This window comes from Enterococcus sp. FR204, assembly GCF_031143325.1.
Classification (GTDB): Bacteria; Bacillota; Bacilli; order Lactobacillales; family Enterococcaceae; genus Enterococcus_B; species Enterococcus_B faecium.
In genome coordinates this window covers 61053-74416 of record NZ_JAKZIW010000001.1, presented here as the reverse complement: position 1 = coordinate 74416, position 13364 = coordinate 61053, and the positions used below count along the sequence as shown (strand labels likewise).

Annotated in this window: 9 protein-coding genes; all 9 read left to right on the top strand. The window is 39.9% G+C overall.

The window, feature by feature from the left end:
* Window positions 1-21: 21 nt before the first annotated feature.
* The 9 genes from RG571_RS00370 to RG571_RS00330 all read left to right on the top strand — a co-directional run bounded on the left by RG571_RS00370 (window position 22) and on the right by RG571_RS00330 (window position 13355).
* Window positions 22-1665 (top strand): dihydrolipoyllysine-residue acetyltransferase, encoded by a 1644-nt coding sequence (locus tag RG571_RS00370; RefSeq protein WP_029485606.1) that lies wholly within the window; start codon window positions 22-24, stop codon window positions 1663-1665.
* Window positions 1666-1672: 7 nt separating this feature from the next.
* Window positions 1673-3079 (top strand): dihydrolipoyl dehydrogenase, encoded by a 1407-nt coding sequence (gene lpdA, locus RG571_RS00365; RefSeq protein WP_002289686.1) that lies wholly within the window; start codon window positions 1673-1675, stop codon window positions 3077-3079.
* Between the two features lie 161 nt (window positions 3080-3240).
* Window positions 3241-3516, top strand: a complete 276-nt coding sequence (locus tag RG571_RS00360) for a UPF0223 family protein (RefSeq protein ID WP_131774384.1) — start codon at window positions 3241-3243, stop codon at window positions 3514-3516.
* A gap of 5 nt (window positions 3517-3521) precedes the next feature.
* Window positions 3522-4289, top strand: a complete 768-nt coding sequence (locus tag RG571_RS00355) for an inositol monophosphatase family protein (RefSeq protein ID WP_002295483.1) — start codon at window positions 3522-3524, stop codon at window positions 4287-4289.
* Window positions 4290-4456: 167 nt separating this feature from the next.
* Window positions 4457-6286, top strand: coding sequence for a translational GTPase TypA (gene typA, locus RG571_RS00350; protein ID WP_308947756.1), 1830 nt, complete (start codon window positions 4457-4459; stop codon window positions 6284-6286).
* A gap of 260 nt (window positions 6287-6546) precedes the next feature.
* Window positions 6547-8319 carry a DNA helicase RecQ gene (recQ, locus tag RG571_RS00345; protein ID WP_002288736.1) on the top strand — a complete coding sequence of 591 codons (1773 nt, stop codon included), beginning with the start codon at window positions 6547-6549 and terminating at the stop codon, window positions 8317-8319.
* 113 nt (window positions 8320-8432) lie between these two features.
* The gene (locus RG571_RS00340) at window positions 8433-8735 is read left to right on the top strand and encodes a YlaN family protein (protein WP_002298990.1); all 303 of its coding nucleotides are present in this window, start codon (window positions 8433-8435) and stop codon (window positions 8733-8735) included.
* Window positions 8736-8737: 2 nt separating this feature from the next.
* Window positions 8738-9901, top strand: a complete 1164-nt coding sequence (locus tag RG571_RS00335; protein WP_308947754.1) for an FtsW/RodA/SpoVE family cell cycle protein — start codon at window positions 8738-8740, stop codon at window positions 9899-9901.
* Between the two features lie 25 nt (window positions 9902-9926).
* Window positions 9927-13355 (top strand): pyruvate carboxylase, encoded by a 3429-nt coding sequence (locus tag RG571_RS00330; protein WP_308947753.1) that lies wholly within the window; start codon window positions 9927-9929, stop codon window positions 13353-13355.
* Window positions 13356-13364: the final 9 nt, after the last annotated feature.

The following is a 13364-nucleotide window of genomic DNA, read 5'->3' as shown; positions in this document are numbered from 1 at the left end:
AAGAAGGGACGAAACAAAGTCATGGCTTATCAATTTAAATTGCCGGATATCGGTGAAGGAATCGCAGAAGGTGAAATCGTCAAATGGTTCGTCAAACCAGGAGATACGATCAATGAAGATGATACATTACTAGAAGTTCAAAATGACAAATCAGTAGAAGAAATCCCGTCACCTGTTACAGGAACGGTTAAAAATGTGATTGTTCCAGAAGGTACCGTAGCAAATGTTGGGGATGTATTAGTAGAAATCGATGCACCAGGACACGAAGACAATGAAGGGGACAGTGGTGTAGCCGCAGAATCCCAAACTCCAGCTAAACCGGCTGCTGAACCCACTGTTGATACAGAATCAGCTGGATCGTCAAGCGAAGGAGTCTTCCAATTTAAGTTACCGGATATCGGTGAAGGAATCGCAGAAGGTGAAATCGTCAAATGGTTCGTCAAACCAGGAGATACGATCAATGAAGATGATACATTACTAGAAGTTCAAAATGACAAATCAGTAGAAGAAATTCCGTCACCTGTCACAGGGACAGTTAAAAACGTGATTGTTCCAGAAGGCACTGTAGCAAATGTTGGGGATGTATTAGTAGAAATCGATGCTCCTGGACACAATAGTGCACCGTCAACTAGTGCGCCATCAGCTGAAGCACCAAAAGAAAAAGTGGAAACATCAGGTTCAGCAAGTGTCGTTGAAGTTGCCGATCCAAATAAACGTGTATTGGCTATGCCATCTGTTCGTCAATTTGCCCGCGAAAAAGATGTAGATATCTCACAAGTAACTGCAACTGGAAAGGGTGGCAGAGTAACAAAAGAGGACATCGAAAACTTCTTGGCAGGAGCTCCAAGCAGCGCACCAGCGAAATCAGAAGCGCCAGAAGCGGCAACTCCGAAAGAAGCAGCTCCTGCAGCAGAAAGCAAACCCGCTGAACCAGCAAAACCATTCAAGTCCAACTTAGGAGATTTGGAAGAGCGTGTAGCAATGACACCAACACGTAAAGCTATTGCTAAAGCAATGGTCAATAGTAAGCATACAGCTCCACACGTGACATTGCATGATGAAGTAGAAGTGTCTAAACTATGGGATAATCGGAAACGATTCAAAGAAATAGCTGCTGCAAATGGTACGAAACTTACTTTCTTGCCATATGTCGTGAAAGCTTTAACAGCGACTGTTAAGAAATACCCAGTATTAAATGCATCTATTGACGATGCAAACCAAGAAATCGTTTATAAACATTACTACAATATCGGCATTGCAACAGATACGGATCACGGATTATATGTACCAAATGTAAAAGATGCAGACCGCAAAGGAATGTTTGCTATTGCAGACGAAATCAATGAGAAAGCAAAATTAGCTCATGACGGCAAACTATCTGCAGAAGATATGCGCAATGGAACAATTACGATCAGCAATATCGGATCTGTAGGTGGCGGTTGGTTTACACCAGTCATCAACTATCCAGAAGTAGCTATTTTAGGTGTAGGAACGATTGCGCAACAACCAATCGTAAACGCTGAAGGCGAAATCGTTGTCGGTCGTGTGATGAAACTATCACTAAGTTTTGATCACCGTATCGTAGATGGAGCAACTGCGCAACAAGCAATGAACAATATCAAACGTCTTTTAGCTGATCCAGAGCTATTAATGATGGAAGGATGATAAACAAATGGTAGTTGGAGATTTTGCTGTAGAATTAGATACAGTTGTAATCGGTGCGGGACCTGGCGGCTATGTAGCTGCCATCCGTGCTGCTGAAATGGGACAAAAAGTAGCAATCATTGAAAGAGAGTATATTGGCGGTGTTTGTTTGAACGTCGGCTGTATTCCTTCAAAAGCATTGATAGCTGCGGGACACCATTATCAAGAGTCACTAGATTCCGAAATGTTTGGAGTAACTAGCGAAAATGTCAAACTAGATTTTGCGAAAACACAAGAATGGAAAGAAAACAAAGTTGTCCATACGTTGACTTCTGGTGTTGGTTTTCTATTAAAAAAACATAAGGTTGAAACAATCGAAGGCGAAGCGTTCTTCGTAGATGATCACACACTACGCGTCATTCATCCAGATTCAGCTCAAACTTATTCGTTCAATAACGCAATCATCGCAACAGGTTCCCGTCCAATCGAGATTCCAGGATTTAAATTCGGCGGACGTGTGTTAGATTCTACTGGCGGATTAGCATTGAAAGAAGTACCTAAGAAATTTGTGATCATCGGTGGCGGTGTGATTGGTGCCGAATTGGGCGGAGCGTACGCAAACTTAGGAGCAGAAGTAACGATTCTTGAAGGCTCACCACAAATTTTACCAACTTACGAAAAAGATCTCGTAAAATTAGTAGAAGATGATTTCAAGAAAAAAGGTGTAACAGTCGTAACGAATGCGATGGCAAAAGAAGCAGTCGATAACGGTGACAGTGTGACAGTGAAATATGCAGTGGACGGGAAAGAAGAATCTGTTACTGCTGACTATGTGATGGTCACTGTAGGACGTCGTCCAAATACGGATGATATGGGCTTAGAACAAGCGGGTGTCGAAGTAGGAGAACGTGGATTGATCACAGTAGATAAACAAGGACGTACGAACGTACCTAATATCTATGCCATCGGTGATATCGTTCCAGGGGCGGCATTAGCGCATAAAGCTAGTTACGAAGCAAAAATCGCTGCTGAAGCAATCTCTGGCAAAAAAGTAGCTGTAGATTATAAAGCAATGCCAGCAGTTGCCTTTACTGATCCGGAATTGGCTTCTGTAGGTATGACAATCAAAGAAGCAAAAGACGCAGGTATCGAAGCGAAAGCATATAAATTTCCATTCTCAGGGAACGGTCGAGCATTATCGCTAGGTAAAACGGAAGGATTCATCCGTTTAGTCACGACGATCGAAGATAACGTGCTTATTGGCGCGCAAATCGGTGGAGTCGGCGCAAGTGATATGGTCTCTGAATTAGCTTTAGCAATCGAATCAGGAATGAATGCTGAAGATATCGCCTTGACGATTCATCCTCATCCATCTCTTGGCGAAATCGTCATGGATGCTTCGGAATTAGCATTAGGTTTACCAATCCATATTTGATTTGAATAATACAAGCGAAACGCAACTGGAAAATCAGTTGCGTTTTGTTTTTTAGAATTATCAATAATATTATTATGTAAACTTAAAAATATGACAACTTCTTGGTTTATTACCACTTCCTATGCTACACTGAAGAGGAATATGAAATAGGAGAGTTGAAGATGCGAGAATATCAGTATCCACTTGATTTAGATTGGACAACAGACGAAATGGTCATTGTAATGAAGATGTGGGAAGATCTGGAACGTGCGAATGAAAAAGGGATAAACAATGAAGCTTTTTTGAAGACTTATCAGCAGTTTAAAACTGTTGTCAAATCCATTGGTGAGGAAAAACGATTGGGACGGGAATTTGAAAAAGCTTCCGGTTATTCTTTATATCGTACAGTGCAGCAAGCAAAAAAAAATCCAAACAAAACTTTGAGAATGAACGGGTGAGATAAATGGAACAGATGATTGATCATATCAAGTCCTGGCTTGAAGAAGCTGGTGAGAAAATCAAATCTTCTCAACAAACATTAACAATCTCGCAAAAATCAAATCGAACGGATCTAGTAACAAACGTCGATCGAAACATCCAGAATTTTCTAATCGAAAAAATCCATTCCTTTGATCCAGAGGCGAAAATATTGGCAGAAGAAGAAGGGTGTAATCAATTATCGGATCTCGATGGAAGAGTCTTTATCATCGATCCTATTGATGGCACCTTGAATTTTGTGATTGAAGGGGAAAATTTTTGTATTATGCTCGCTGTTTATGAATCCGGCGTTGGAAAGCTTGGTTTCATTTATGACGTGATGAGAAATGAACTTTTTTGGGGTGGAAAAGGAATAGGCGTGTATAAAAATGATGAGCCATTGCCTAGACCAGCAAATAAATCCTTATCGGAAGGCTTACTTGGTGTGAATAGTTATCTTTTCGGTCATAATAAATATGGAATCCGAGAAATTGCGGAAAGCAGCATGGGGACACGTATGTACGGATGCGCTGGTCTTGAACTAGTGGCAATCTTGAAAGGAAACCACATTGCTTATATTTCAAACCTTAGCCCTTGGGATTATGCAGCGGGAAATGTCTTATTGGAAGAGTTTGGTATGGTAACAAGCGGTCTTTTTGGTACTCCTTTGACATTTGAAAAAAGGGAATACTATTTAGCAGGGACTTCTTGTGCATATGCAGAAATCGCAGACCTTTTGAAAAAAGAAGGCTGAAAAAAAGGTAGAAATCATTCACAAAAATGATAAAAACGGGCAAAAGATTAATTTTCTCGAAAAAATGAAAACATTTTACTATATTTCATGAAAAAAGTCTGCTATAATTAGCAGTCGAGTAAAATTTGCCCTGTCATAAAGAACCAATAAAAAAGGAGTTAGTTACATTGAATTATAGAAACGATATCCGTAACGTCGCAATTATTGCCCACGTTGACCACGGAAAAACAACATTAGTTGATGAACTATTAAAACAATCAGATACATTAGACGCACATACGCAATTGCAAGAACGTGCGATGGACTCAAATGCGCTAGAAAAAGAACGTGGTATCACGATTTTAGCCAAAAACGCAGCTGTAGACTATAAAGGAATTCGCGTAAACATCATGGATACTCCAGGACACGCGGACTTCGGTGGCGAAGTAGAACGGATCATGAAAATGGTTGACGGCGTTGTGTTGGTCGTAGATGCGTATGAAGGAACAATGCCTCAAACACGTTTTGTATTGAAAAAAGCACTGGAACAACATATCACACCAATCGTTGTCGTAAACAAGATTGATAAACCTTCTGCTCGTCCTGAGCATGTCGTAGATGAAGTTCTTGAACTATTCATCGAATTAGGAGCAGATGATGATCAGTTAGACTTTCCTGTGATTTATGCATCTGCACTAAATGGTACGTCAAGCTTGTCAGATGATCCAGCAGATCAAGAACCAACCATGGCACCTATTTTTGATACAATTATTGAAAAAATCCCTGCTCCTGTCGATAACAGCGACGAACCATTACAATTCCAAGTTTCATTACTTGACTACAACGATTATGTAGGTCGTATCGGAATCGGACGTGTATTTAGAGGAACAATCAAAGTAGGAGACCAAGTAGCATTAATTAAATTAGACGGAACAGTTAAGAAATTCCGTGTAACGAAATTATTTGGTTTCTTTGGACTAAAACGTCTAGAGATTCAAGAAGCAAAAGCTGGAGACTTGATTGCTGTCTCAGGTATGGAAGATATCTTTGTCGGTGAAACAGTTACTCCTGTGGATCATCAAGATGCGTTACCTATCCTTCACATTGACGAACCAACATTGCAAATGACTTTCTTAGTTAATAATTCACCATTTGCCGGTCGAGAAGGTAAATTCGTAACCGCTCGTAAGATTGAAGAACGTTTGATGGCAGAACTTCAAACAGATGTATCTTTACGAGTTGAACCAACAAACTCTCCAGATGCATGGACAGTTTCTGGTCGTGGAGAATTGCATTTGTCTATCTTGATTGAAAACATGCGCCGTGAGGGATACGAATTGCAAGTATCTCGTCCAGAAGTTATTGAAAAAGAAATCGACGGTGTAAAATGCGAACCGTTTGAACGCGTGCAAATCGATACACCAGAAGAATATATGGGTAGTGTTATCGAGTCCTTGAGCTTACGTAAAGGTGAAATGCAAGATATGGTCCATACAGGAAACGGACAAATCCGTTTGACATTCTTAACACCTGCCCGCGGTTTGATTGGTTATTCAACTGAATTCCTTTCAATGACACGTGGTTACGGAATCATGAACCATACTTTTGACCAATATCTGCCAATGCTTCCTGGTCAAATTGGCGGACGTCACCAAGGGGCGCTTGTTTCGATCGATACAGGAAAAGCAACGACTTATTCTATCATGAGTATCGAAGAACGCGGTACAGTCTTCGTAGAACCAGGTACAGAAGTATATGAAGGAATGATTATCGGGGAAAACAGCCGTGATAATGATTTGACTGTCAACATCACGAAAGCAAAACAAATGACAAACGTACGGTCTGCTACTAAAGACCAAACATCTGTCATCAAAAAACCAAAACAATTGACGTTGGAAGAATCTTTGGAATTCTTGAATGATGATGAATATTGCGAAGTAACACCAGAAAGCATTCGCTTGAGAAAACAAATTTTAGAGAAAAATGCTCGTGAAAAAGCATCTAAAAAGAAAAAATAATCTGTAAAAGGATGAAGAGAGAAACCAGCTTGTTATAAAAAATAGCTGGTTTCTTTTTTTGTCCAACTCTTTTCTGTGGAGAAGTCATCTTTGTCAATGGACATAAATTCAGAAAATACGCCAAAAGATGTTTAAAAGACGTTTAAAAAACTTATTTCTAGAGAGTTTTTGTTTCATAATAAGATAATGTTTCACGAAAGGAGATCAACTTGTCCTTCGAAGAAAATCGAAGTAAAATGGCAAGAGAAAGGAGCGGGAAGATGAACGACTTATTAAAACAATACTTTGGCTATGATGAGTTTAGACCTGGTCAAAAAGAAATTATCCAGAAAGTCATTGATCAGGAAAATGTATTAGGAATCATGCCTACCGGAAGTGGGAAATCAATCTGTTACCAGCTTCCAGCTTTACTATTAGATGGGCTTACTGTGGTTGTGTCCCCTTTAATCTCTTTGATGAAGGATCAGGTGGACGCGGCGAATCAATTAGGTATACCCGCCACTTTTATCAATAGCTCGTTAGATGGTTACGAAACAGCTAGACGCTTCCAAGAAATCGATAGACAGCAGTACCGTTTACTTTATATCGCTCCTGAACGTTTTATCATGCCAGATTTTATCCAAGCAATGAAGCGATGGAACGTCCGTATGATCGCTATTGACGAGGCACATTGTATCTCTCAGTGGGGGCATGATTTCCGCCCAAGTTATTTACAGATGGCGAACCAGCTAGATCAACTGCCAAATCGTCCTGTAATTGTTGCTTTGACAGCTACAGCGACTGTGCAAGTAGCTGCTGACATAAAAAGACTTTTAAAAATTCCAGAAAACAACCATATTCAGACTGGTTTTGAACGAGAAAATCTACGATTTCAAGTAATTAAAGATCAAAAAAAAGAACAATATCTAATCGAATATTTAAAGATCAACAAAAATCAATCTGGTATCATTTATGCAGCAACGAGAAAAGAAGTAGACCGTCTCTATCATTTGCTTAAAAAATTCGATTTTTCCGTGGGTAGATATCATGGTGGTCTAAATGAGAATGAGCGAACAGAAATGCAAGAAGCCTTTTTATACGATCGCTTGCAGCTGATTGTAGCGACAAATGCATTTGGTATGGGTATAAATAAAAGCAATGTCCGTTTTGTTATCCATTATCAAATTCCTGGCTCTCTAGAAGCATACTATCAGGAAGCTGGTCGGGCGGGAAGAGATGGTCTTTCCAGTGAAGCCATCCTGCTTTTCTCTCCTCAAGATATCCAAGTCCAAAAGTTTTTTATCCAGCAGTCCCAAAGAGAAGAAGGGCAAAAGCAAAAAGAATATGAAAAATTAAAAGCGATGACAGAATACGTGTATATTGAGTCCTGTCTTCAGCAATACATCCTAAACTATTTTGGCGAGACAAGCAGTCCGTGCAACCGTTGTGGTAACTGTTTAGATGACAGAGAAATAGTAGAAGTAACGACAGAAGCACAGATGGTTCTTTCTTGCTTAAAACGTATGGGTGAGAACTATGGTAAACAAATGCTGATGAAAGTCTTAGCAGGATCGAAAGAACAAAAGCTGCAAGCTTTAGGTTTTGGACATTTATCTACCTATGGACTGATGAAAAACCAATCGCAAAAAGAAACGATGCAGTTAATTGAATATTTGATATCGAATGGCTATCTTCTGACCATCAATGGTGAGTATCCTGTTTTGAAAGTAACAGAAAGAGGGATACAAGTATTGAAAGGACAAGAATCTGTTTATCGAAAGGAACCCAAGAAAGTCCAGCAGCTATCGGATGAAGAAACCGATACACTATTTGAAGTGCTGCGGGAACTGCGAACGGATCTAGCATCAGAAGCAGGCGTTCCCCCGTATGTCGTATTTTCAGATTCCACATTGAAAGAAATGAGCCGAATACGTCCATCAAGCAGATTGGAGATGCTTCAGATAAAAGGAGTTGGGCAAAGCAAGCTTGATAAATATGGCGAAGCCTTTTTATCTCGGATAAAAAATGCGGACTCTAACGTTCTGGATAAGTAGAAAGAACGAATACGTAAAAATGAATAAAAACAACTGGTTAAATCTGTTTTTTTTGCTCCTTATGAAAATCAAATATGTTATAATTAAGGAATTAGAATGGGAGGTAAGCACAGATGGATTCTTTGTCGAAAAAACTTGCGATCCAAGTATTAAATGATGAAGCAGAACGGATCAAACGATTAATCCGAAATCAAAACAACAGTCTCTGTATCTCACAATGCAAAGCCTTCGAAGAAGTGGTAGATACACAGATGTACGGCTTTTCCCGGCAAGTCGGTTTTGCTGTCCGTATAGGAGTAATCGGAAAGAACGAGGGCCAGCTGATGTTAAGTGAGCTAGAACGAGAATTGAATCAGTTATATAGTGAGGTTTACCAAGAAAATTATGATAAAAAAGAAGTTGGCAAGGAGGAATAGACTTGCCTAAGAAAGTGAAAAAAAGGCATCTATTAGACTATAGCATCTTGATTCCCTATTTAATTTTATGTGTATTGGGATTGATCATGGTATATAGTTCTACGTCGTATCTATTATTAGAAAACGGACAAAATCCGTCCGCATCAGTCATTAACCAGAGTATTTTTTGGGTGCTTAGCTTGATTGCTATCGCACTACTTTATAAAATGAAAACAGATGTTTTGAAAAACCAGCGTTTGATCATGGCAGCCATCGCAGTTTTGACGATTTTGCTGCTGATTGTTGTGTTTTTTGGTAAGGAGATCAATGGGGCGAAAGGTTGGCTGCAAATTGCAGGATTATCGATCCAACCTGCCGAATACCTAAAAATCATTTCTATCTGGTACCTGTCTCTGACTTTATCTAAAAGACAAAACAGTGTACAAAAAGATTTTCTTGGGACTGTGAAACGTCCACTTGCAATGGTTATCGGACTTACTGCATTAGTCGCTATTCTTCCCGATTTTGGTAATGCGGCAGTTATCTTTTTGATTATTTTGGTTCTGCTTTTAGCCAGCGGAGTCAATTATGTGTATACTTTGATTGTAGGAGTAGGAGGCTTTTGTCTAAGTACTTTTACGATCTGGCTGATCAATATCACAAACGGAAAGATCTTACCTGGACGTTTACAGTATATCTATAATCGATTTGCTATTTACCAAAATCCTTTCTCAGACGAATTAAATAAAGGGCATCAACTAGTCAACGGCTACTATGCCATGTTCAACGGAGGACTATTTGGCAGGGGATTAGGTAACAGTATCCAGAAAAAAGGATTTTTACAAGAAGCACAAACCGATTTTATTTATGCAATCGTAGTGGAAGAACTGGGAGTGATTATGGGGATTTTGATATTAGCGTTGCTATTCTTTATGATTGTGCGCATTATCCTTGTAGGTATCCGTTCAAAAGATCCGTTCAATTCGCTTTTGTGCATTGGGATCGGTGCAATGTTTTTGATCCAAGTATTTGTCAATCTTGGAGGAATTACTGGTGTTATTCCTTTGACAGGAATCACGTTCCCATTTTTAAGTCAAGGAGGCTCCAGTTTGCTGATGCTTTCGATTTGTGTCGGCTTTGTCCTCAACATCAGTGCGGATGAAAAACGCAAGAGCTTAGGTTTATAATAAAAAAAGATGTAGGAGTGGTTCGATGAAAAAAGTTTTAGTTGCTAACAGGGGTGAAATCGCTGTACGTGTATTTCGTGCTTGTACAGAATTAGGAATTAAAACTGTTGGAATCTATGCAGAAGAAGATGAATATTCCGTACACCGTTTCAAAGCGGATGAAGCATATTTAGTAGGACAAGGAAAAAAACCGATTGATGCGTATCTAGATATTGAAGGGATCATTTCTATCGCGAAAGAATGCGGAGCTGACGCTATTCATCCGGGTTACGGTCTTTTGTCGGAAAACTTGAATTTTGCGCAACGGTGCGAAGAAGAAGGCATCATTTTTGTTGGACCCAAACTGCATCATTTAGATATTTTTGGAGATAAAATCAAAGCAAAAGCTGCAGCTATCGAAGCGGGGATTGCTTCGATTCCAGGCACAGATGGACCAATCGCTTCTATAGACGATGCCTTGGAGTTTGCGAAACAATACGGTTATCCGATTATGATCAAGGCAGCTCTAGGCGGCGGCGGACGCGGCATGCGTGTAGCTCACGATGAAAAGAGTGCAAGAGAGGGCTACGAACGTGCGAAAAGCGAAGCAAAAGCAGCCTTTGGTAGTGATGAAGTGTATGTTGAAAAATACATCGCTAATCCTAAACATATCGAAGTACAGATTCTCGGGGATACGCATGGAAACGTCATCCATCTTTTTGAAAGAGATTGTTCTGTTCAGCGCCGTCACCAAAAAGTAGTAGAAGTAGCGCCTTGTGTCTCTATGAATGAACAGCAACGTCAAAAAATCTGCCAGGCAGCTGTCCAATTGATGAAATATGTCGGGTATGTCAACGCAGGTACAGTAGAATTTCTTGTTGAAGGAGATGATTTTTACTTTATCGAAGTCAACCCTCGCGTCCAAGTGGAACATACGATCACAGAAATGATTACAGATATTGATATCGTAACAACGCAACTGTTGATTGCTCAAGGTTTGGATCTGCATAAAGAAATCGGATTGCCTCAGCAAGAAGGAATTAAATTAAATGGTTCAGCCATTCAATGCCGAATCACTACAGAAGACCCGTTGAATAACTTTTTACCAGACACAGGGAAAATCGATACGTATCGTTCACCTGGTGGTTTTGGCGTACGTCTGGATGTCGGAAATGCTTACGCGGGCTATGTAGTGACACCGTATTTTGATTCATTGCTAGTAAAAGTATGTACGCATGGTGCTACTTTTGAAACAGCCATTCAGAAAATGGAACGTTGCTTGAAAGAATTTAGAATCCGTGGAGTGAAAACAAACATTCCATTTATGCTCAATGTCATCACACATCCTGAATTCCAATCAGGAAATGCAAAAACAACCTTCATTGATAGTACAGCAACATTATTTGAATTTCCTCGACTACGAGACCGCGGAAACAAAACGATGAAATATATCGGTGAAATTACTGTGAATGGTTTTCCAGGTATCGAAAGTGGCGAAAAACCATTTTATGAAGAACCACGTATGCCTAAAGATCTAATCACAAGAACTGATTACGTAACGGCTAAGAATGTATTAGATGCGAAGGGTGCCGATGCTTTGGTCGAATGGATCAAAGGACAGGAAAATTTGTTGTTGACGGATACGACATTTAGAGACGCCCATCAAAGTCTGCTAGCAACTCGTGTTCGGACAAAGGATTTCAAGCAGATTGCACATTTGACTGGAGAAGGTCTTCCTGAACTCTTTTCAAGTGAGATGTGGGGGGGAGCAACATTTGATGTGGCTTACCGCTTTTTGAATGAAGATCCTTGGCAACGGTTGAGAAAAATTCGTTCTTTAATGCCTAATACGTTGCTGCAAATGCTTTTCAGAGGTTCAAATGCCGTTGGGTATTCTAATTATCCTGACAATGTATTGGTGGAATTTGTCAAAGAAGCAGCAGCGCAAGGAATCGATGTATTTCGAATCTTTGATAGTTTGAACTGGACTCCACAAATGGAAAAAAGTATCCAAGCTGTACGGGATACTGGTAAAATCGCAGAGGCAGCTATTTGCTATACTGGCGATATCAACGATCCAAGTCGGGCAAAATACAATGTTCAGTATTATAAAGACATGGCAAAGGAACTAGAACAACTGGGTGCGCATATCATTGCAATCAAAGATATGGCTGGGCTGCTTAAACCGCAGGCAGCTTATCGTTTGATTAGTGAATTGAAAGAAACGACAGATCTGCCAATCCATCTGCATACTCATGACACCAGCGGGAATGGAATCATCACTTATTCTGCTGCTTCAAAAGCAGGAGTAGACATCGTTGACGTGGCAATGAGTGCAATGAGTGGGAATACTAGTCAGCCTAGCATGAGCAGCTTGTATTATGCACTGGTCAATGGTCCACGGCTGCCAGAAATCACGATTGAAAATGCACAGAAATTAAACCATTATTGGGAAGATGTGCGCATGTATTACAAACCGTTTGAAAACGGCTTGAATGCTCCTGAAACAGAAGTATATATGCATGAAATGCCAGGAGGACAGTATTCGAATCTACAGCAACAGGCAAAAGCTGTCGGATTAGGTCATCGCTGGGATGAAATCAAACAAATGTATCATACTGTCAACTTGATGTTTGGCGATATCGTTAAAGTAACTCCATCATCTAAAGTAGTTGGAGATATGGCACTATTTATGGTCCAAAATGATCTTACAGAAGAAGATATTTATGAAAAAGGCGAAACACTAAGTTTCCCTGAATCTGTTGTGACTTTCTTCCAAGGAGAACTAGGGCAACCCGTTGGCGGATTTCCTAAAAAATTGCAAAAGATTATTCTTAAAGGCAGACCTGCATTGAATGAACGTCCAGGTCTTTTGGCTGAATCAGTCGACTTCAACGAAGTAAAAAAAGAATTGGCAGAAAAAATTGGCTATGAACCAAAACAAGACGAAGTATTAAGCTATTTGATGTATCCGCAAGTCTTTTTGGACTATCAAAAAGCATATAATCAATTTGGCGATGTTACATTACTGGACACACCAACATTTTTCCAAGGTATACGTTTGGGTGAAACAATCAATGTACAAATCGAACGCGGAAAAACGCTTATCATTCGTTTAGATGAAATCGGAGAACCCGATATCGAAGGGAATCGCGTACTGTTCTTCAATTTGAATGGACAAAGACGTGAAATCACTATCAAAGATAATTCGATCATCAGTACGGTCCAAACCCGATTGAAAGCTGAACCGACAAACCTAGAACAAATTGGAGCAACGATGTCTGGTTCTGTTTTGGATGTATTAGTGAAAAAAGGCGATAACGTTAAAAAAGGTGATACGTTGATGATTACTGAAGCGATGAAGATGGAAACGGCCATCGAAGCACGTTTTGACGGAGAAGTCGCACATGTATATGTGTCTTCAGGAGACACTATTTCATCTGGTGACCTTTTGATTGAAGTGACTGAGAAATAATAAGCGAAA